This is a genomic window from Candidatus Pantoea deserta (assembly GCF_003813865.1).
Taxonomy (GTDB): Bacteria; Pseudomonadota; Gammaproteobacteria; order Enterobacterales; family Enterobacteriaceae; genus Pantoea; species Pantoea deserta.
The window spans coordinates 410142-431764 of the sequence record NZ_RMVG01000001.1 but is presented as its reverse complement, the minus strand read 5'-3'; the positions used below and the strand labels follow the sequence as shown (position 1 = coordinate 431764).

General features: G+C 52.7%; 21 protein-coding genes. 12 read left to right on the top strand and 9 right to left on the bottom strand.

Annotated features, from left to right (window positions below; genetic code table 11):
- The first annotated feature begins 68 nt into the window (after positions 1–68).
- The 9 genes from flgK (at position 69) to cheW (ending at position 10375) form a co-directional block, all read left to right on the top strand.
- A complete protein-coding gene (gene flgK, locus BBB56_RS02025) occupies positions 69–1712 on the top strand; it encodes a flagellar hook-associated protein FlgK (RefSeq protein WP_123798302.1) in 1644 nt (547 codons plus the stop codon).
- 40 nt (positions 1713–1752) lie between these two features.
- Positions 1753–2676: a flagellar hook-associated protein FlgL gene (flgL, locus tag BBB56_RS02020; RefSeq protein ID WP_123798300.1), complete on the top strand. Its 924-nt coding sequence runs from the start codon at positions 1753–1755 to the stop codon at positions 2674–2676.
- A gap of 104 nt (positions 2677–2780) precedes the next feature.
- Positions 2781–4436 carry a methyl-accepting chemotaxis protein gene (locus BBB56_RS02015; protein WP_233592969.1) on the top strand — a complete coding sequence of 552 codons (1656 nt, stop codon included), beginning with the start codon at positions 2781–2783 and terminating at the stop codon, positions 4434–4436.
- Positions 4437–4614: 178 nt separating this feature from the next.
- The gene (locus BBB56_RS02010; RefSeq protein WP_123798296.1) at positions 4615–5337 is read left to right on the top strand and encodes an RNA polymerase sigma factor FliA; all 723 of its coding nucleotides are present in this window, start codon (positions 4615–4617) and stop codon (positions 5335–5337) included.
- A gap of 69 nt (positions 5338–5406) precedes the next feature.
- Complete coding sequence (gene flhD, locus BBB56_RS02005; protein ID WP_370661845.1) at positions 5407–5850, top strand: flagellar transcriptional regulator FlhD; 444 nt, start codon at positions 5407–5409, stop codon at positions 5848–5850.
- A gap of 107 nt (positions 5851–5957) precedes the next feature.
- Positions 5958–6848: a flagellar motor stator protein MotA gene (motA, locus tag BBB56_RS02000; RefSeq protein WP_123798294.1), complete on the top strand. Its 891-nt coding sequence runs from the start codon at positions 5958–5960 to the stop codon at positions 6846–6848.
- Positions 6845–7828: a flagellar motor protein MotB gene (gene motB / locus BBB56_RS01995; RefSeq protein WP_123798292.1), complete on the top strand. Its 984-nt coding sequence runs from the start codon at positions 6845–6847 to the stop codon at positions 7826–7828. Before motA ends, motB begins: the two co-directional genes overlap by 4 nt.
- Positions 7815–9836 carry a chemotaxis protein CheA gene (gene cheA, locus BBB56_RS01990; RefSeq protein WP_123798290.1) on the top strand — a complete coding sequence of 674 codons (2022 nt, stop codon included), beginning with the start codon at positions 7815–7817 and terminating at the stop codon, positions 9834–9836. The genes motB and cheA overlap by 14 nt, the downstream gene beginning before the upstream one ends.
- A 26-nt stretch (positions 9837–9862) precedes the next feature.
- Positions 9863–10375, top strand: coding sequence for a chemotaxis protein CheW (gene cheW, locus BBB56_RS01985; RefSeq protein WP_123798288.1), 513 nt, complete (start codon positions 9863–9865; stop codon positions 10373–10375).
- A 270-nt stretch (positions 10376–10645) separates the two neighbouring features.
- Here cheW and BBB56_RS01980 read toward each other — a convergent pair whose 3' ends face one another.
- Positions 10646–11458 (bottom strand): flagellin N-terminal helical domain-containing protein, encoded by an 813-nt coding sequence (locus tag BBB56_RS01980; protein ID WP_123798286.1) that lies wholly within the window; start codon positions 11456–11458, stop codon positions 10646–10648.
- Between the two features lie 440 nt (positions 11459–11898).
- On the opposite strand from BBB56_RS01980, the gene fliD reads away from it, so the two are divergent.
- The 3 genes from fliD to fliT are packed head-to-tail and all read left to right on the top strand — an operon-like array spanning position 11899 to position 14198.
- Positions 11899–13395: a flagellar filament capping protein FliD gene (gene fliD, locus BBB56_RS01975; RefSeq protein WP_123798284.1), complete on the top strand. Its 1497-nt coding sequence runs from the start codon at positions 11899–11901 to the stop codon at positions 13393–13395.
- A gap of 54 nt (positions 13396–13449) precedes the next feature.
- Positions 13450–13851 carry a flagellar export chaperone FliS gene (gene fliS, locus BBB56_RS01970; RefSeq protein ID WP_123798282.1) on the top strand — a complete coding sequence of 134 codons (402 nt, stop codon included), beginning with the start codon at positions 13450–13452 and terminating at the stop codon, positions 13849–13851.
- Entirely contained in the window at positions 13848–14198 is a 351-nt protein-coding gene (gene fliT / locus BBB56_RS01965; RefSeq protein WP_123798280.1) for a flagellar protein FliT, read from the top strand. Before fliS ends, fliT begins: the two co-directional genes overlap by 4 nt.
- Positions 14199–14215: 17 nt before the next feature.
- On the opposite strand, the gene BBB56_RS01960 is transcribed toward fliT, so the two are convergent.
- The 8 genes from BBB56_RS01960 to fliE all read right to left on the bottom strand — a co-directional run bounded on the left by BBB56_RS01960 (position 14216) and on the right by fliE (position 21494).
- Positions 14216–14617, bottom strand: a complete 402-nt coding sequence (locus BBB56_RS01960; RefSeq protein ID WP_123798278.1) for a flagellar protein FlhE — start codon at positions 14615–14617, stop codon at positions 14216–14218.
- Complete coding sequence (gene flhA, locus BBB56_RS01955) at positions 14614–16710, bottom strand: flagellar biosynthesis protein FlhA (RefSeq protein WP_123798276.1); 2097 nt, start codon at positions 16708–16710, stop codon at positions 14614–14616. Before flhA ends, BBB56_RS01960 begins: the two co-directional genes overlap by 4 nt.
- Positions 16710–17855, bottom strand: coding sequence for a flagellar biosynthesis protein FlhB (gene flhB, locus BBB56_RS01950; RefSeq protein WP_123798274.1), 1146 nt, complete (start codon positions 17853–17855; stop codon positions 16710–16712). Before flhB ends, flhA begins: the two co-directional genes overlap by 1 nt.
- Positions 17856–17892: 37 nt before the next feature.
- Positions 17893–18534, bottom strand: coding sequence for a protein phosphatase CheZ (gene cheZ / locus BBB56_RS01945; RefSeq protein WP_123798272.1), 642 nt, complete (start codon positions 18532–18534; stop codon positions 17893–17895).
- A 4-nt stretch (positions 18535–18538) separates the two neighbouring features.
- Positions 18539–18928, bottom strand: coding sequence for a chemotaxis response regulator CheY (cheY, locus tag BBB56_RS01940; RefSeq protein WP_123798270.1), 390 nt, complete (start codon positions 18926–18928; stop codon positions 18539–18541).
- A gap of 86 nt (positions 18929–19014) precedes the next feature.
- Positions 19015–20061 (bottom strand): protein-glutamate methylesterase/protein-glutamine glutaminase, encoded by a 1047-nt coding sequence (locus BBB56_RS01935; RefSeq protein WP_123798269.1) that lies wholly within the window; start codon positions 20059–20061, stop codon positions 19015–19017.
- On the bottom strand, positions 20058–20924 hold the full coding sequence (locus tag BBB56_RS01930) for a CheR family methyltransferase (RefSeq protein ID WP_123798267.1): 867 nt from the start codon (positions 20922–20924) through the stop codon (positions 20058–20060). The genes BBB56_RS01935 and BBB56_RS01930 overlap by 4 nt, the downstream gene beginning before the upstream one ends.
- A 243-nt stretch (positions 20925–21167) precedes the next feature.
- Positions 21168–21494, bottom strand: a complete 327-nt coding sequence (gene fliE / locus BBB56_RS01925) for a flagellar hook-basal body complex protein FliE (RefSeq protein ID WP_123798265.1) — start codon at positions 21492–21494, stop codon at positions 21168–21170.
- Positions 21495–21623: the final 129 nt, after the last annotated feature.

Sequence of the window (21623 nt, the reverse complement as noted above, 5' to 3'; positions counted from 1 at the left end):
TATAAGAGTGACAAAAAATTTCCAGGCCTGCGTGCGCCTTTGTGCCTAATTATGAGGTTGGTTAAACCATGAATCTATTTAATATCGCTCAGGGTGGATTAAGCGCCGCTCAGTCGGCTCTTAATGTCGTGGGAAATAATTTAAGCAACGCCATGACAACCGGCTACAGCCGTCAGGAGATCATATTGGGAGAGGCTGGCGGTAGAACCACACGCTACGGTTTTTTTGGTTACGGCGTGCAGACAGATGACGTTAAGCGCTGCTATGACAGCTTTCTGAACAATCAGGTTCGCGGCTCGACGTCGCAGTTTCAGGCGCTGGATGGGCGCTACCAGCAGCTCAGTCAGATTGACGATATGCTTGGCGACGACACCAATAATCTCTCCGTCACCCTGGGCAATATCTTTGGCGCGATGGAAAAAGTGAGTCACGATCCCGTCAGTACGGCAGCGCGCCAGGAAGTTCTGTCACAGTTTAAAGCGATAGCTAATCAGTACCAGAGTAACAGCAGCACGTTAAACGGGCTGGAGAAGAGCACCAATAAAAAAATCAGCCAGACCGTTGACGATATTAACGCCTGCGCTAAACAGCTCGCCTCACTCAACAGCGAAATGGCCAAAGTAAAGGCGGCCAGCGGCAATTTGCCTGCGGACCTGCTCGATCAGCGCGATCAGGTGCTCAGCCAGCTTAGCGGACTGACGGGCATCAGGGTAAATGAAAACAGCACCACTGGCCGCGTTGACGTGACGCTGGCGAACGGTCTGTCGCTGGTCAATGGCGACGGCGTGTGTGAACTCAAAGCACAGCCTGCGGCTGACAATCCGAATAAAACCGTCGTCTCCTACATTGACGCTGCTGGCAACAGCATGCTGCTCGATGAAGATAAGATGAGCGGCGGCAGCCTGGGCGGCCTGTTCAAATTCCGTAATACCGATTTAACTGACGCGCGTAACCAGCTTAATCAGCTCGCCCTGCAAATGGCCAACCAGTTTAACGAGGTGAACAAAGGCGGATATGACGCCAACGGCGACGCGGGCGTAGACATCTTCGCCATGGCCGATCCGCAGGCGATAGCGAATACGGCTAACCAGAGCGACGCCACGCTGGACATTTCACGCACGGATATCGGCGCAATCCGCGCCGAAGACTACACCATGACCTTCAAGGGACCGTCCAGCAGCGACTGGAGCGTGACGACCAGCGATGGCCGGACAATTACGCCAACGGTCGGCGATGACGGTTCGCTGAGCTTCGAGGGCATTACGGTAAAGCCACAGGGCACCCCGCAGGCTAACGACAGCTTTGTCTTTAATCCCGTTTCCGGCGTGGCGGACTCCCTTAGCGTGGCCATTACTGACGGCGGCTATATTGCCGCGTCAGGTTCAGCGGATGCCAGCGACGTAAGCAACAACGAAAATATTATGAAGATGATCGACATTAAGAATCAGCAGATCATCGGTAAAGCCACGTTGAACGAAGCTTATGCCAGTCTGGTGAGTTCTGTTGGCTCCTCTATGACCGCCTTAAATTCCGGTCGCACGACAGCCGCCAGCGTGGCGTCGCAGTGGGAAGAACAGCAGCAGTCGGTATCCGGCGTCGATATTAATGAAGAATATATTAACCTGCAAATGTATACGCAGTATTACCAGGCTAATTCCCAGGTATTACAAACGGCTACTACCCTGTTTGATACCATTCTCAGTATTAAATGATTATTGTCGCCTCTGTTATTAATTTGAAAAGGATGTAGCGATGCGCCTGAGCACTCACTATATGTTTCAGCATAATATCGACAGCGTTTCCAAAGCTATTGCAGGTGGGAATGATATTTATACCCGACTGTCTTCTGGCCAAACGCTATTAAAACCCTCAGACGATCCTGCGGGCGCGTCGCAGGCAGTCACCTTGCAAATGGCGCTGGCTAATATGAGCCAGTATGACACCTCCCGGACCTACGCGCAGGATGCTCTGGGCCAGGAAGACACTACGCTTACCAGCATCAGCAATATTCTGACCGGCAACCTGTCCGAAAAGATTGTGGCAGGCGGCAACGGCGCCTATTCCGATAAGGATCGTCAGGCGCTTGCGACAGAGCTAAAGGGGATTCGCGATAATTTGCGCGACCTGGGCAATACGCGCAACAGCAGTGGCCGCTACATCTTTTCCGGCTATAAAACGGGTACTGAGCCTTTTTCTGAGGATGGCGGCTACCAGGGCGGCGACACGGCAATGACGCAAAAAGTGGGTGACAGCGTTGTAATGCAGGTGGGCCATACGGGAGCCGATCTGTTTATGAGCGGCACCGATGACGATTTGCTGGTATCGCTCGATAAAGCCATAGCCGCATTAAATCAGCCAGTGACAGACGATGAGGATCGCCAGGCGCTGCAAAGTACGCTGGACAGCGTCAATATAAGCGTGAAGCACAATATAGATAATCTTGGCAAAATTCAGGCGGAGGTCGGTACTAACCTGCAACAGATTGAGTCGCTCGGTTTCAGCGCGGATGCGCAAAAAATAACGATTCAGTCGCGCTTACAGCAAACAGTGGGTTCCGATCCCGACACGCAAATCAGTCTGATTTCCCAGTCGAAGATGTCTGAATTCGCATTGAGTTCTTCAATGATGGTGTTTCAGACGATGCAAAAAATGTCGATTTTTAATTTTGTGAGTTAACTACCTCGTTAAATGAAGTCGTCTCGCTTATTCAGGCATTGATAAATAAATTTATAAAGAATGTAAAGTCATGTGGGAGAGTACAGTTTAACATGTTTAAAAATATGAAGATCTCAACCGGGACGAATGTCCTGATGTGCGTATTTATTATCTTTATGGCGATCATTACTTTTTTTACGATAGCCAGCGGCGACCGTTTTGACAAAGAAATAGACTTCGTCCTGACCGTCACCCAAAAGCATGATGCGTTAAATCGCGCCTCCAGCGATCTGGTTAGCGCCAGCGGGCTGGTGATGATGAACAGATTAAATTCTAACGCGGTGAATCGCAGCGTCGAGCAAAGTACGCTGGAAAATATTACGCATTTATTAACCAGTGCAAACGCCAGTTACAAGATTTTTAAAGACCTGCCAGACTTATCCAGAGAAGAGCAGGCGCAAAATGAGAACGTTTATAGGGCATACAATAATTTGTTAGCCTTTGTCTCGAAAACAAAAAATGAGCTTACCGATCCCAATGCGAATTTTGCCAACGCCATTGAGTTAGAGCAAAAAGCCTATCAGCTTAGCGACGAGCTTAAAACTCATCGTGAACGCTATAGCCAGATCATGAATAACATTCTTGAAAAACATATGGATGAAGCGGATAAGATCAACTTACGCATGATCTATACCGCTGGCTTTATTATGTTGGTTTCTATCATCATGGTGCTTCTGGCGCGTATGTGGCTGAAGCGGGCGCTGTTTGCACGTCTGGAACAGGCTAAAGCAACCTTTGCGATGATTGCCGCCGGGGATCTGAGTAAAGAAGTCGAAACGGGCGCGAATGATGAAATCGGCGAAATGATGGCGGCGCTGGGTAAGATGCGTCTGTCTCTCACTGCAATGATTGCCGATATTCGCCGCGGCGTAACCAGTATTTTCGGCAGCGCTCAGGAGATCGCCAGCAGCAACAACAATCTCTCTTCGCGCACCGAACAGCAGGCTTCCGCTCTGCAACAGACCGCAGCCAGCATGGAAGAGCTGAAAATCACCGTGCGGCAGAACGCCGATAACGCCCATAGCGCGAAGCAGCTGGTTGAAGGCGCCAGCAGCAGCGCCAGAAAAGGGGGAGACGTTATGGGTAATCTGGACGGCATCATGCGCGAGATTACCGAGAATTCACGGCAAATTGCTGACATCAACGGCGTCATTGACAGCATCGCTAACCAGACCAATATCCTGGCGCTGAACGCCGCGGTAGAAGCCGCGCGCGCCGGTGAACAGGGCCGTGGCTTTGCCGTGGTTGCCGGTGAAGTGCGTAGCCTGGCGAAGCGCAGCGCGGATGCCGCAAAAGAAATTCGCCAGTTAATCAACGTCTGCGTCGCCAATATGAATACGGGTTCACAGGAGGTGGAGCTGGCTAATATGGCGATGGAAGAGGTTGTGAAGTCGGTTACGCAGGTAACGGACATTATGGCTGAAATTACCTCTGCTTCCGATGAGCAGAGCACAGGGATTAGTCAGATCGCTCAGGCGGTCAATGAGATGGATCTGGTGACTCAGCAAAATGCCAGCATGGTGGAGCAGGCGGCTGGGGTCGCGCGCAGCGTTGAAGAGCATGCCCGCGACCTGGAAAGCGTGGTGTCGATGTTCTCGTTGCAGCGAGATTTGCCCATGAACACCATTGAGGGCGCGGACGTAAAAAGAGTTAAAACAGCAGCCAGCAGCGAGCCTGTTATCAGCAAAAAGAAAGCTGAGGACGACTGGGTGAGTTTTTGATATAAGCCGGGGTTAAATGAAAAATAAACAACAGCGCTATGCTGTTGTTTATTTATTGCCGCAGGAAAAGGCTGGCGTAAGAAGAAGTAGGCTTATTTATTTCTGCTTATCACACTATTTGAATGAACGGTGATCGACAATAATAATATTCTGTCTTACTGTGCTGGAATAACTTATTTTGGAAGGTCTTTATACCCCAGAAGGTATTATAAATAAAAATGAGCTGTGGTTAAAATATCGTTATTGGGTACGCAGGGAGGCGTTAAATTTACAGGCCAGATTGCCTGCCTGCGTTGAACTTGACGATCTTATTCAGGCGGGCGTCCTCGGATTACTTAACGCGATTGAACATTACGACGCGAAAAAGGGGATTGCGCTCAGCACCTATCTGGGACAGCGCGTGCGCTGGGCGATGATTGATGAATTACGTGAGCGCGACTGGGTGCCAAGACGCGTACGCAGCAACGCCCGTCAGCTTTCCGCCGCCATCCAGCGGATCGAGCAGGAAACGGGAACGGCGGCCTCTGAAGCCGACATTGCAAAAGCGATGGGGGTCTCGCTGGCTGAATATCAGTCGATGCTGGCTGAAAGCAATAACAGTCAGATCTACTCGCTGGATGAACTCCGGGAGGAGTATGGCGACAGTTTCGAACAGCCAGACAGCGCGCATGAGGCGTTAAATCCCCTGAATGAAACGCTATTCGCGCGACTGTCTACGCAAATCAGCCAGGAAATTAAAAATCTGCCAGAGCGGGAACAGCTGCTGCTTAATCTCTATTACCAGCAGGAACTTAATATGAAAGAGGTTGGCTATATTCTTGGCGTCACCGAAACGCGGGTCAGCCAGCTTCATAGTCAGACCATTAAACGTTTACGCGCGCGTTTAGATTTACACAGTTAGCCAGACTCTTGCGCGTCGATTGCAACGGACGGGCATGTTTGGCAATAACGCAGGAGATAACAGGCGAGTATGAATATGATCCAGACAGGGATGATCAGCTATGAGGAACGGTTGCAAAGTATCTTTGTGTTAAATCTTTCTTATTTATTGCTTGCTCAGCGTCTGATAAAGCAGGATCGCTACGCCGCCAGTTTTATGCTTGGCATGAGTAACGATGTTATTGACATGATCGAAGATTTACCGCTGTCGCAGCTTATTCGGCTGGCATCCACGGACAGACTTATCTGTCAGCTGCGTATAGAGGATGCCGCCATTCTTCATTCGGTAACAAAAAGCTCCAGGCTTGATGCGCTGCAAGGCGTCCATACCGGTATTATTTTATCGACAAGATTGCTTAAAGCAGCGGAAAAAAAAGAGAGCGCTGCACAGGCGGCAGGAACAGGCGGTAACTCTTCCAGCGCGGCGGAAAAAAGTGTCGTTGTTAATCAAACAGAGACGCTGCTGGCGCTCTGACCATCAGGGATTATTTTCATGCGCGGATAGTGCGCTATGCCGCTTTATATCCTCACGTTCCGCTTCTGCGCGTATTTTAAAAGCCTGTTAATACTAAAGGGGTTATTGTGCTTGTCGTTTTGGGCTATATCGTTGTTTGTGCCGCCGTGCTGGGTGGATTCTCGTTAGCAGGCGGTGAACTGGGCGCGCTTTATCAGCCAACTGAACTGATCATTATCGGCGGCGCAGGCGTCGGCGCTTTTATTGTGGGCAATAATGCGAAAGCGATTAAGGCGACATTAAAAGCGCTTCCGCTGTTATTTAAAGGCTCGCGCTACAGCAAAAGCACCTATATGGATGTGCTGGCCCTGCTCTATCTGCTGCTGACCAAAGGCCGCCAGAACGGCATGATGTCGCTGGAGGCAGAGATAGAGGATCCGCAGAACAGCGACATCTTTACCCGCTATCCGGCGTTGATGGGCGATCCCGTGGTTATGAACTTCATTGTTGATTATCTGCGCCTGATGATTAGCGGCAGCACCAATGCTTTTGAGATTGAGGCGCTGATCGATGAGGAAATCGAAACCACGGAGCATGAAGCTGAAATGCCCGCAGACAGCCTCAACGCTATGGGGGACGGCTTTCCGGCCTTTGGTATCGTCGCCGCCGTTATGGGGGTGGTGAATGCGCTGGCGGCCGCTGATCGGCCTGCGGCGGAGTTAGGCGAACTGATTGCCCACGCAATGGTGGGCACCTTTCTGGGGATTTTGCTGGCTTACGGCTTTATTTCTCCACTGGCCACGCTGCTGAGACAGAAAAGCGCCGAGCAAAGCAAAATTCTGTTTTGTATTAAGGCCGTGTTGTTGTCGTCAGTCAATGGCGCCGCGCCGCAAATCGCCATTGAGTTTGGTCGTAAGACACTCTATTCCAGCATCAGGCCGACATTTTACGAACTGGAAGAGCATATTCGCCAGGTGAAATCAGCAGGACAAAGCGCGGCAGCGGAAGCAAGCTCATGAGTAAAAAAAATGAATCCGTGATTGTCGTTCGTAAAAAGAAAGGCAATAAGCATGGCGGCCATCATGGCGGCTCATGGAAAATTGCCTATGCCGACTTTATGACGGCCATGATGGCGTTTTTTCTGGTGATGTGGCTTCTCTCTTCATCAACGCCGGAAGCGCGCGAGCAAATTGCGGAATATTTTAAGATGCCCCTGAGCGTAGCGCTGGCGCACGGCAATAAAAACAGCCTGAGCAGCAGCGTGATCCCTGGCGGCGGCGAAAATATGATTAAGCAAGATGGCGAGGAGCTGAAAAAGACCCTCGATAAGCTGGACAGAAATAAGAGAAGCGACGAAAACCTGCACAGCCTGCTCGGAAAGCTCCAGAGTTTGATCAAGCAGGACCCGCGCCTCAGTAATTTTCAGTCCAACCTGCGTCTCTCTTTAACGGACAACGGCCTGCTGATTCAAATTACGGACAGCAAGGATCGCCCCATGTTCAAAGTGGGCAGCCGTGAACCCGAACCTTATATGCGGTCTATTCTCCAGGCGCTCGCGCCGGCGCTAAATGAGCTTCCTAACCGTATTACGCTCTCCGGCCATACCGACTCGTTGCGCTACGCAGGCGGCGATGCGGCTTATGGCAACTGGGAATTGTCCGCCGATCGCGCCAATGCGTCGCGTCGCGCCCTGATTAGCGGTGGGCTGGCGGCCGGGAAATTTCTGCGCATTATCGGCATGGCCGACAGCGTTAGCGTAGACAATGCCGATCAGAGTAATCCGCTCAACCGCCGCATTACCATCCTGGTTCACAGTAAAACCAACGAAAATGAAATTCTTCGAGAAGATACATTGTTAAAAAAATTAACGTCAACGCCAGAAAATGCCGGCCTGAAATCGCAGCTGAATATTCAGTCTTCCACTGCGAAACAAACCGGCCGGACTGTTGAAGCGGTAGACAAAAACCTGGAGCAAACGGGAATAGATGGACATAAGTGATTTTTATCAAACTTTTTTCGACGAGGCTGATGAACTGCTGGCAGATATGGAAAAACATCTGCTGGAACTGGATTCTCTCTCTCCCGATAAAGACTTGCTAAACGCAATTTTCCGTGCCGCTCACTCGATTAAAGGCGGCGCCGGCACATTCGGTTTTACCATCCTGCAAGAAACGACGCATATTCTGGAAAACTTACTGGATGAGGCCCGCTGTGGTGAGTTAACGCTTACCGCTGACATTATTAATTTGTTTCTTGAGAGCAAAGATATTATGCAGCAACAACTGGATGCCTATAAATCCTCACAGGAGCCGGACGCCGAAAGTTTTCACTATATCTGCGAGGCGCTGCGTAAAATAGCGCTGGAAAACCGCGCGGACGACAAACCGGCGTCGGAAATCGCCCAGCAGACGCCGTCCGCTTCCCCCGAACCGGTTAGTACGCCGGAGGCGGAAACGCCCGCTCAGGGGACGGCGGATAAAGGGGCAACGCTGCTGGTGTCGCTACGACAGATTAAAGAGCAGGACAAAGCCCCGTTAACGGAAGAGCTGGCTAATCTGGGCAAAATTATCAGTCAGCGGAACGAGGCAGATAGACTGGAAATCACGCTGCATACCACGGCCAGTCAAGACGATATTGCAGCTGTGATGTGTTTTGTGCTGGAGCCGCGGCAAATTGTGATTACGCCCGCGCCGCCGATCGAGGCGTATACCCAGGATGCTGACGAGGCGGTCAACCTCGCAAACCCGACGCCCTCCGGGTCCGCCTCTGCCAGTCCGGTCGCCGCCCGAGCCAGGCCCCCCGCCAAAACAGCCGGCAGCGAAAACGGCAGCATTCGCGTTGTAGTCGATAAAGTCGATCAGATCATCAATCTGGTCGGGGAACTGATTATTACTCAGGCGATGCTGACCCAGCTCACCTCGCGACTCGATCCTTCGCAGCACGACGCGCTGATTAACAGCGTGGCTCAGCTGGAGCGCAACGCGCGTGATCTGCAGGAGTCGGTGATGTCGATACGTATGATGCCGATGGAGTATGTGTTTAGCCGCTTTCCACGGCTGGTACACGATTTAGCGGGAAAACTGAATAAAGAAGTGGAGCTGACGCTGCATGGGGGATCAGCCGAACTGGATAAGAGCCTGATTGAAAAAATTATCGATCCGCTGACGCACCTGGTGCGCAACAGCCTTGACCACGGTATCGAGCCGGTTGAGGTGCGACGCGCAAAGGGTAAAGCAGAGAAGGGCAATTTAATCCTGTCCGCCGAACACCACGGCGGCAACATCGTCATTGAAGTGATTGATGACGGCGCGGGTCTTAATCGCGACAAAATTCTGGCCAAAGCGCAGGCACAGGGATTGCCCGTCAGCGAAAATATGAGTGACGAAGAGGTCTGGATGCTGATCTTTGCGCCAGGTTTCTCCACGGCGGAAAAGGTGACAGATGTGTCTGGCCGCGGCGTCGGTATGGATGTTGTGAAGCGAAACATTCAGCAAATGGGCGGCTATGTAGAGATTCGCTCGGAGCAGGATAAGGGATCGACCATCCGCATCATCCTGCCGCTGACGCTGGCTATCCTGGACGGGATGTCGGTTCGGGTGGGCGACGAGATTTATGTTCTCCCGCTGGGCACCGTCATGGAGTCGCGAATTCCTTCCGAAAAAGCGCTCTATCGCATGGCCGGTAATGAAATGATGTTACAGGTGCGCGAAGAGTATTTGCCGCTGGTAGAGCTGCGTAAGGTATTTAATCTCCCTGGTGAGACTGAAGATGTCACGGGAGGCATTGCCGTGATCGTCCAGAGCGCTGATTGCCGTTACGCCTTACTGGTCGATCAGCTTGTGGGCCAGCATCAGGTGGTGGTGAAGAATCTGGAGCTTAACTATCGCAAAGTGCCGGGCATTTCAGCAGCGACCATTCTTGGCGACGGCAGCGTGGCGTTAATTCTGGATGTCGCCGTGCTGGCGACGCTGGCAAAAGAGAAGCGTCAGGTACAGAAAGTGCATTAATAGCAGTCTCCCTTAAGGTGAAAAAGATGAATCAAACGCGTTCGGAAAATAAAATCGCCGGTGATATTGCGGGTCATGAATACCTGGTATTCAGACTAGGCGAAGAAGAGTATGGCATTGATATTCTCAAGGTACAGGAGATCCGCAGCTGCGAGCGGGTGACGCGCATCGCTAACTCGCCAGACTTTATTGTCGGCGTGACCAACCTCCGCGGAGTTATTGTTCCTATTGTCGATCTGCGCATTAAATTCTGCCTCACCGCCGCAAGCTTTGACGAAAACACGGTGGTTATCATTCTTAATTTCGGCAACCGCGTCGTGGGTATTATCGTTGATGGCGTCTCTGACGTGTTGACGCTTGCTGCCGATCGCATTCGTCCGGCACCTGACTTTTCAGTTACGCTCTCTACGGAATATATTCAGGGGTTAGGCTCAATCGATGACAGGATGCTTATTCTGGTGGATATCGAAAAGCTGCTGAATAGCGAAGAGATGGAGCTGGTAGAACAAAGCGCCGCGCTGGCGGCCTGTTCTTCTTAAATTTCCTCTTCTCCTCTCCCGGGTTCGCGCAGGCGAGCCTGGTTTTTTTGTCTGTTACTCCTTCTCTTTTTCCTGAGGGCCTGGCCGCTCAGCGCTTCTCCGCCTTGCTACGACGGCTACCCTCTTACCCCAGATAACCCGTCTCCCTGCACGGCAGCTCACACCCGCCGTAACGATGAGCAAGGCGAAGCCAGCATGACAAAACGAGGGCAGGTATCAGGCAAAAAAAAGCCCGGCCAAAAGGCCGGGCTGAAAGACAACTCTGTGTGACTAACGCAGCAGCGACATCACGTTCTGCGGAACCTGGTTAGCCTGAGCCAGTACGGTGGTGCCTGCCTGTTGCAGAATGTTCGCACGGCTCATGTTGGAGACTTCGGTAGCAAAGTCAGCATCCTGAATACGCGAACGTGATTCAGACAGGTTGTTAACCGTGCTGTTCAGGTTGTTGATCACTGAGTCAAAGCGGTTCTGAGCGGCACCCAGACCAGAACGCACTGAATCCACCTGCGCCAGCGCGTCATCGACGGTTTTCAGCAGATCGTCGCTGTCAGCCGCGCTCACGTCAAAGCTATCCATACCCAGGGTTTTAGAGTCCATCTGTTTCAGATCGATGTCGATAGTCTGGCCGTCGTTTGCGCCAACCTGGATGCTCAGGGTCTGATCGGCGCTCAGTACTTTCACGCCGTTGAATTCGGTCTGTGCAGAGATGCGATCGATTTCAGCCAGACGCTGCGTGATTTCATCCTGAATAGACTTTTTATCGCTGTCAGAGTTGGTGCCGTTTTTCGCCTGTACAGTCAGACGACGAATGTTTTGCAGGTTGTCGTTCACTTCGTTCAGCGCGCCTTCGGTAGTCTGTGCGAGAGAGATACCGTCGTTAGCGTTACGTGAAGCCTGAGACAGACCGTTGATGCTGGCAGTAAAGCGGTTGCTGATTGCCTGACCTGCGGCGTCATCTTTAGCGCTATTGATACGCAGACCTGAAGACAGGCGCTGAATAGCGGTGCCCAGTGAAGACTGAGAACGGTTCAGGTTATTCTGAGCCATCAGGCTAAGTGCGTTGGTATTAATGACCTGTGCCATATTATTTTCCTCTTTACGTGGTTAACACTTGAATAAGCTATGCGTCGTTGGCTCGCATAATAATTAATATCGGGGCATGGAAAATATTCTGAAATTATTTTTTTATCTTTGACGATTATCCGACTAAAAAATAATCACCGCGGCTATCGGCAATAAAGGAAAAGGGGCGTGAACAGGCTGGAGTAGCCCGCCGATGTTATTGTTTCGTGCAGGTTAATAATTTTTGTGGGTGTTTTATTTATGTTGGGTATTTTTTTGAATGAGGTTTTTTTTGTTATTTTTTATCTGGCTGTACCAGAGATGAATGGCTGTGTTTTTTTATTTGCTGCACAGGCTCGCGTCAGTAAAGGAATATTTTTTTCAGGCGTTTATTTTTTCTGGCTGAGGCCGATATTTTAAAGAGAGAGAAAAATATTCCTTTAATCGCTAAGGAGAGAAAAATGGCGACAGTTTCAACTTCTTTTTCCGCAATGGGCATTGGTACCGGCGGGATCGATACCGCCAGTATGCTGGCGCAGTTACAGAGCGCTGAACAGCTGCGCCTGACGCCTTACCAGTCGATGCAGACGAGTTATAAAAACAAGATCTCGTCCTGGGGAACGATCTCCAGCCTGATGACGACGCTACAGTCTTCAGTCAAAAAGCTGAGTGGCGAAGCTTTTAACACCCTGACGGTGAGTAAAAACACCTCCTTTACCGCTACGGCGACGGATAAAGCCAGCGCCGATGCGCACTCGGTCACCGTTGAGCAGCTTGCGACCGCGCATAAGCTGAGAACCCAGGGCTTTGACAGCGCAGATACTCAGCTGGGAACCCAAACCAGTAAAGAGGCTACCCGCACTATCACCATTCAGCAGGGTGATGGCAAGCCGATGACCATTGAGCTGAAGGACGATCAAACCTCGCTGAATCAGATCGCCAAAGCCATTAACAAACAGGACGGCAGCGTATCGGCTTCGGTGCAGCGCAATGGCGACGGGCAATACCAGCTGATGCTTAGCTCGAAAAAGACCGGAACGGACGGCGAGATGGTGGTGAGCGTCGACGGCGACAGCGATCTGGCGGCGGTACTGAATACCAGTCATGGCGGCAAAGTAGACGGCAATGCCGACAGCCAGACGGATGCCATGAGCCAGGTAACGGCCGCGAAGGATGCCAAAGTTAACGTTGACGGCACCGAGTACACGCGCGCCAGCAATAACATTAACGACATTATTAATGGCGTGACCCTGAGCCTTAATTCGGTCACAAAAGATAAAGAACCTGAGCAGCTGACGCTGACGGTGGATACCTCAGCCATCAAGACGACGCTGCAAGACTTTGTGAAGCAATATAACGCGCTGCTGTCTGAAACCACCGCCAGCAGCAAATATGTCGCGGCGGTAACCAGCGGTCTGGGCACCACTGATGTGGCGACCAAAAGCAGCCAGAGTGGTCCTCTGATGGGCGATGCGATGCTGCGCAGCATGGTCAGCGAGATTCGCTCCACCGTTAACGGCTGGTATGGCGATTCCAGCAGCAATGAATCGACCTACGGCGCGCTGGCTGACTTGGGCATTACTATTGATTCACAAACCGGACAGATGACGCTGAGCGAAACCAAACTGGATGACGCTATCGCCGCCGATCCGGACAGCATCGGCAAAATGTTTAAAGGCAGCGGCGAGACGGAAGGGCTGGCCACGGCGCTGGGATCGGTACTCACTAAGTATGCGGGAGACACCGAGAGCAAAACCGACGGCATTATTAAAACGGCAACGGACAACCTGAACAGCCAGTTGAAAAATATCAACACGCAGATCGATAAGACGCAGCAGCTGATCGATTCGCAGGTCAACCGCTACCGGGTGCAGTTCCAGAATCTGGACAGCATTATGTCAAAACTAAACGGCATGAGCAGCTCCATTACTGCGCTGATGTCCTCTATGTCCTCTTAATCATTGCCCCCTTTGAGCAGGGCGTCATGCCCTGCTTATTTTTCAGGAGTGAATATGTACCACCAGGGTTCACAGGCTTATGCCAAAATCTCTCTGGAAAGCCAGCTGGCGGGCGCGACGCCGCATCAGCTGATCGCCATGCTTTTTGACGGCGCGCACAGCGCGCTGCTGCGGGCGAAAATTTATTTTGAGGAGAATAATATTGCAAAGCGCGGCGAGATGATTTCAAAAGCGATCAATATCGTCGATAACGGCCTGCGCTCTTCGCTGGATCATGAGAAGGGGCAGCAGATCGCAGCCGATCTGGATCGCCTTTACGACTATATTTCCCGGCTGCTGATGCAGGCCAATTTGCATAACGATGTCAGCAAACTGGAAGAAGCTGACAAGTTGCTTACCGATATTGCGGACGTCTGGGATGAGATCGCGCCGCATAAACAGGCTGGCCAGCGATGAGCACTTCTTTAGCGTCCACGATGTCTGCTCTTCCTGAGCTGAGCCGCCAGCTGCTTGAGCTGGCCAGACGGGAAGAGTGGGACGGTTTTTCTGCGCTGTCACAGCAGTATCTCAGCGCGCAGGCGTCACTGATTGCCGCGGCGCAGCAGACAGACTGCGCCGTCACAAAAAAGGCGCAGCTTGCGCTGTTACAGCAGCTTCAGGCTAACGATGCGGAGATCGCCCGGCAGCTACAGGCGCGCCTCACCGTACTGGGTGAGGCGATGACCCGTCTTCAGCAGAACAAAAAATGTTGTCAGGATTACGCGGCGCAGATGCCTCGTCGTCTGTTTCCTTCAGCAGGCTGACATCTTCAGGCAACGGCTTACGTTGAGTAGTTCAGGGTAAGCCGGTTACTGACCACCTGTAGCGCCGGGGACAGCGTGCCCCGACTCTCCACGGAATAGACAAAACGGAACCTGTTCTTCGCCGACAGGGCGATCGGCACCTGCTTTACGCCGGACAGCCCTGCCAGAGGAAAGCAAATAGCTGACGTGCAGAGTTTGATGCGCAAACCGGGCGGCGGCGGACTGAGCAGCTCAATACGCCAGGCCAGGCGGGTAACGACGGCAGAGGCGGGCAGATCGCCCGGCGCGTTCAGCGGTCGGCTGACTAAAATCTGTTTGCCCACGCTGACGCTGCCCCCAGCGCTGCTGTCGCTCCAGCTGCCGCTGAGGGCATGTGCGGTCAGCGAGGCAAACAGGAAGGTTAATGACAGCCACTTCATTGTCCCCCTCCAATGGTATAGCTCATATGAACAGTCCGATCGGGGCTGATTTCATAGTTCGACAGCACCACCAGCTGTGGGTAAACCCGGCGCAGAAAGCGTGACAGCATCAGGCGAAGAGGCTGGTTAACCAGCAGCACCGGCGTACCACCCTGGGTACTTTGCTCCCGTATTGCCTCGCCGGTTTGCTCAACAATCTTCTCTGCGATTCCAGGCTCCAGCGCGCTGCTGTTTTGCGTCGCCTGAATCAGCAGACTTTCCAGCTTCGGCGCCAGCCCAATGACCGCAATATCGGACTGGCTGCCAAACCACTGATGGGTAATGGCGCGTCCCAGTTTAATGCGGACCTGCGCCGTTAACTCATCGGCGTCGCTCTGGGTGCCTGCGTGTTCTGCCAGCGTATCGATGATGGTGCGAATGTCGCGGATGGAGATACGCTCCGCCAGCAGGTTTTGCAGGACTTTATGAAACAGCGACAGCGACAGCGTGCCGGGGATAAAATCTTCCACCAGTTTCGGCATCTCTTTGGTGACGCGCTCCAGAAGCTGCTGCGTCTCCTGACGGCTGAAAAGCTCGTCGGTATGCATCTCGATCAGATGGTTGAGATGGGTGGCGATCACCGAGGCGGGATCGACCACCGTGTAGCCCATCGTTTGCGCGCGCTCGCGCAGCACCTCGTCGATCCAGACCGCCGGAAGCTGAAACGCGGGATCCAGACCGGGCAGCCCATCCAGTTCCCCTTCGGCGCAGCCGGGATCGATCGCCATCCAGCGCTCAGGATTGACCTGGCCTCCGCCAATCTCGACGCCTTTTAGCATGATGCGATAGGCGGTCGGTTTCAGATCGAGATTGTCGCAGATGTGTATAGCCGGGGGCAGAAAGCCCATTTTTTGCGCGAATTTTTTACGGATGCCGCGAATGCGCGTCAGCAGCTGGCCATCCTGCGTATTGTCCACCATCGGGATCAGGCGATAGCCCACCTCCAGCCCCAGCACGTCTTCCAGTTCCACATCGGACCAGGAGGCCTCTGAGATATGCGCCGCTTCGCTAAGGGCGCTACTTTCCTGGCTGGCCGACGGCTTAAGGCGATGAGGCTCCTGCATTTGCTGACCGCGTAGCCACCAGGCAAGACCGAGCAGCGCGGTGGTAAACAGTAAAAACACCAGGTTCGGCATGCCGGGAATGATGCCCAGCAAACCAATCACGCCAGCGGACAGCAGCATGACGCGCGGACTGTTGAACAGCTGACCCACCATCTGCTCACCGACATCGGTTTCGGTAGCGACGCGCGTGACGATAACGCCGGCCGCCGTGGAAATGATCAGCGCCGGTATTTGCGCCACCAGGCCATCGCCGATGGTCAGCAGGGTATAGGTTTGTGCCGCATCGGCAAACGACAGGTCATGCTGAAGGATGCCGATAACCAGCCCGCCGACAATATTAATCGCCATGATAAGCAGGCCGGCAATGGCGTCGCCGCGCACAAACTTGCTGGCGCCGTCCATCGAGCCGTAAAAGTCTGACTCCTGGGTGACTTCGCGGCGGCGGCGCTTTGCCTCTTCTTCACCGATCAAACCAGCGTTGAGATCGGCATCGATAGCCATCTGTTTACCCGGCATGCCATCCAGGACGAAGCGAGCGCCCACTTCGGCTATACGTCCCGCACCCTTTGTGATGACCATAAAGTTAATGATGATCAAAATGGCGAAAACGATAATGCCGATGGCGAAATTGCCGCCAACCAGAAAGTGGCCGAAGGCTTCCACTACCCGGCCAGCGGCGGCGGCGCCGGTATGGCCCTTCATCAGGATAATGCGCGTCGAGGCGATATTCAGCGCCAGGCGCAGCAGGGTAGAAAACAGCAGCACGATCGGAAAGGAGGAAAAGTCGAGCGTGTTCTGGGTAAACATCGCCACCAGCAAAATCATCAGCGAAAGCACGATGTTAAAGGTAAACAGCGTATCAAGCGCAAACGCCGGTAACGGCAGCACCATCATGGCCAGGATCATCAGAATCAATACCGGGCCAGCCAGAATTTGCCATTGCGTCTTTTTAAGATCGGGTAAACGTAATTTAGTGGTGAGATTCGCCATTACTCTTGGCCCTCAGGGGCGAAATCCAGTGCCGTCGGCACGGAGAGGTTTTCAGGTTTTTTCGGTTTATGACCGCCTGCTTTACGCCAGCGGCGCAGGCTATAAACCCACGCGAGCACTTCAGCGACGACGCTGTAGAGTTCGGCCGGTATCTGTTCGCCAATATCGCAGTTGCGGTAAAGCGCGCGCGCCAGCGGCGCCGCTTCCAGCATCGGAATCTGACACTCCGCGCCTTTTTCGCGAATGCGCAGCGCGATGTCGCCGGCGCCTTTCGCCAGCACGATCGGAGCCGTCATTTTTCCCTCTTTCCAGCTGATCGCGACGGAATAGTGCGTCGGGTTATTAATGATGACGTCCGCTTTAGGCACGTCTTCCATCATGCGGCTCTGCGCCAGCGCGCGACGCAGTTGTTTGATACGTCCTTTAACGTGGGGATCGCCTTCGCTCTGTTTAAATTCATCGCGGATCTCCTGACGGCTCATACGCAATTTTTTGATGTAGCTCATCAGCTGATAGAACACGTCATAGCCCACCATCGGCGCCAGCGCGACGATCACCACGATCAGGCAGCGGGAAATCAGCTTTCCGGCATCGCTTAAGCCGTCAGAAAGCGTTTCATTGACCAGTAAAATGAAATGCTGCTTATTCAGGTAGAAGTAGAAACCGCAGGCGCTGCCTACCAACACCGCTTTCATTAAACTTTTCGCCAGCTCTGAAACGACCTGGAGAGAGAACATGCGCTTAAAGCCTGACAGCGGCGAAATACGCTTGATGTCCAGCTTCAGTGATTTGGTGCTGAAATAGAGACCGCCGATCAGGGTGGTGGTGGCAATCGCCACGCAGAAGAGGCTCAGCAGCAGGGGCAGCAGCGCCGTCAGCATCAGGGATAACAGCGCGCCGGAGCGATGCAGCATCGTGGCTGTGTCTGTCACCAGCGATCGATCGAACACCAGACCATCGTGCAGCAGCTGCGTCAGCTGTTGCGCGGTACTCTTACCATTCACTGCAATCAGCGCCCAGCCCGCCAGCAACATCAGCCAGGAAGTCAGCTCTTTTGAGCGCGGGATATTGCCTTCCTCTCGCGCTTTTTGCCGTCGCTGGGGGGTGGGTTCCTCGGTTTTTTCTACATCACTCTCTTCAGACATAGGCTGGCCTGACGCTAAAAGCCGCTACTGGCGGCTATCAAAAGCCGAGATCGGCCAGCAGATCGTCTACCTGATCTTGGGTGGCGACCACGCCCGCCTGGTTCTGGCTAATCTGCGGACCGTTTTTCAGGTTTACCGGCTCTTCGCCTGCGGGATCCGCTATCCCTGACATGTTCTCAACCAGCACCTGAATAAGCTCTTTCTCTATGCTTTCAATAAGGTGCATCATTTTCTGCACCACCTGGCCGGTGAGGTCCTGAAAATCCTGCGCCATCATAATTTCAGTCAGTTCAGCGTTGGTCTTGCTGGCCAGCTCGGGAACGTCGCGCAAGAACTGGCGGGTGTCGCTGACTAAATCTTTGGCGACAGGCAGTTCAACCGGCTCGGCAAACCACTCATCCCAGCGACCGCTGAGGTGGACGGCCCGATCGTGTAAGCTATCCTGTAGCGGTCGCGCGGTTTCGACACAGGTCAGCGCGCGATCGGCAGCCTGAGAGGTTTTACTGACGATGTAACTCAGGCGATCGCGCGTATCGGGGATGGCTTCCGCCGCATTGATAATGGCGCGATCCAGGCCCAGGCTCGTCATGTTGTTACGCAGCTGGCGCGTTAAGTGTCCGACGCGGGAAAAAATGTTTTTGAAATTATCTTCCGCAGGATTATTAGATTGCGTATCCACGTTGTTACCATCCAATCTTTTCGAAAATTTTATTAAGCTTCTCTTCCAGAATCGCAGCCGTAAAAGGTTTCACCACGTAGCCGCTTGCGCCTGCCTGAGCGGCGGCAATAATGTTTTCTTTTTTCGCTTCGGCGGTCACCATCAGTACGGGAATGGTGCTCCAGTCCGGATTACTGCGGATTTCTGTCAGGAGTTGCAGGCCGTCAATATTGGGCATGTTCCAGTCGCTGATAACGAAATCAAAGGTCGCCTGCTGCATCTTATTTAGCGCATCCTGACCATCCTCGGCCTCTTCTACATTATTGAATCCCAGGTCTTTCAATAGATTACGCACGATGCGGCGCATGGTGGCAAAATCGTCAACGACTAAAAAACGTAAATTCTTATCAGCCATAAAATAGATGTCCTGATGAAAGATGCGCGGTCAGGCGCGGTGGTTAATGAGAACAGGTCATAACAGAGAGCGGCGCTGCAACAGGCCTAAATTCTCCTCGCCTGTCCGATAATATTTTTCAGCAAGGTGGGTGCGATCTGCTCCAGATCGACAATGTCACTGGCGGCATTGAGAGCGATAGCTTCGCGCGGCATGCCGTAGACCACACAGGTGCGTTCGCTTTGCGCCAGCGTTTTCGCCCCCGCCTGGTGTAAGGCGAGGAGTCCTTTGGCGCCGTCATAGCCCATGCCGGTCAGGATCGCGGCGACGGCGTTTTTACCGGCCGATTTGGCGACGGAATCAAACAGCATGTCGACAGAGGGGCGATGGCGGCTGACAGGCGGCAGGTCGTTGAGTCTGATGTGATAATTAGCGCCGCTGCGGCACAGCTCCATATGCCTGCCGCCGGGGGCAATATAGGCGTGGCCAGGCAAAACGCGTTCGGCATCTTCGCCTTCTTTAACTGTAATCTGACAAATTTTATCGAGTCGCTCCGCAAAGGAGCGGGTGAAGCCGGCCGGCATATGCTGGGCGATAACAATACCGGGGCAGGAGGCTGGCATCGGCGCGAGCACCTGGCGAATGGCCTCTGTTCCGCCGGTAGAGGCGCCAATAGCGATAATTTTTTCACTGCCTATCAGCGGGCTGTGGATGATTTTCGGCAGGGGCGACTGCTGCTCGCGTCGGCGAACCTGCGCTCTGGCGGCCGTACGGATCTTCTCAGCGATCAGTTCGCTGTACTGCATCATGCCCTCTTGCACGCCCATCTGCGGCTTAGTCAAGAAATCCACCGCGCCCAGCTCCAGCGCGCTCAGGGTAATATCGGAGCCTTTACGGGTCAGCGAAGAGACCATAATCACCGGCATCGGACGCAGCCGCATCAGTCGTTCGAGAAAATCGAGTCCGTCCATACGCGGCATTTCAACATCCAGCGTCAGCACATCCGGGTTGTGCAGTTTAATCAAATCGCGTGCGATAAGGGGGTCGAGCGCGGTCGCCACCATTTCCATATCTGGCTGCTGATTCACAATAGTGGTCATGATATTGCGGATCAGGGCGGAGTCATCGACGCAGAGTACCTTTATCTTGCTCATACGTTTTCCTTAGCCAGGCAATACACAGACTGGCCTTTGAGACGGAAAGGGCTGTCTACGTCATTGAAACGTTCTGAGTGGCCGACAAACAGCAACCCGCCGGGTTTTAGCAGTTTGGCAAAGCGGTTCAGCAGACGAAGCTGAGTTTCTTTATTGAAATAAATCATGACGTTGCGGCAGAATATCGCATCGAAAGGCGCAGGAACGTTCCACTGCGGCGCGACAAGGTTCAGCTGCTGAAACTGCACGGCGTTTTGCAGAAGGCGTCCGACTTTGACCTGTTCCAGTTCTGGATCCGGACTATCGCTGTCGCTGCGGCGCAAAAAATATTGCTTCTTCTGCTCCGGACTTAAATTATTTATATCAGCCAGGCGATAGATGCCTCTGCGCGCTTTTTCCAGCACATCGGTATCAATATCGGTTGCCAGCACGCGCGGTCCGGTAAAAGACGCTCCCAGCGCTTCATCCAGCGTTATCGCGATAGAATAAGGCTCTTCCCCGGTGGAGGCGGCGGTACACCAGACGTTATAGGCTCCCCCTCGCTGGCGAGCATGTTCAGCCAGAACAGGAAAGTGATAGGCTTCGCGAAAAAAAGAGGTCAGGTTTGTTGTCAGTGCGTTAATAAATAGCTGCCATTCGCTGTGGGTCGGCGAATTTGCAAGAATCTGAAGGTAATGGCTGAAACTCTCTATTTTAAGCGCGCGCAGGCGAGGCGAAAGACGGTTATAAACCATCTCTCTCCGCTGGCTGGTAATGACAATACCCGCTCGCTGATAAATCATATCAATAATTTTCGCTAACTCAGACTCGCCAAGCTGACACTGGATGTATTGGTTGCTGATGGTCGTGTTATTTTTATTCATTGGATCAATTACGCCAGGTAAGTACGCATGCCGGTCGGCCTGTTATGTCATCATTTTAATTAACAACGCCATTATCATTCAGATGTCCTGTTGCTCAGCCGGTATGCGAAAATAAATAACAAAATGTTAAATGCCTTAAAGATATTACAGGCGATTGTTGAAATTTCGGGTCAGTAAAATACATACAGCGATGCGGCTCTGGACAGAGCGCGTCAATGAGCGTTTGTAGAGTAACGGTTTGATTTAAACCGGCATGCTCATAATTTCCTGATAGGCGCTAACCATTTTGTTTCGTACCTGAACGCCCAGATTGAGGGCAAGGGTCGATTTCTGCAAAGATACCATTACGTCATTTAACGCCACGCCGGATGCGCCGCTCATATAAGCTTCCGCCTGGCTTTTGGTGTTATTTTGCACCTGGTTTAATGAGTGAATACTCTCTGACAGCAGGTCAGAAAAAGGCAGGCTGCTGCCCACGACGGCCTGACTACTGCTGCTATTCAGGCCCGAAGCCTGACGGGCCTGGAACTGAATTTGATCAATGATGCCGCGCATTGAATTAATTGACATCTTCGTCGTCCTTCATGAATTTATCTGGCGTTATCTTCTTGCCAGTTGAGCCGCAGAATGATAGCAGATAACCGTAATAAATATAATATGAAATGCTGTCATAAGTTTTAGCTTATTACCGATTAAAGT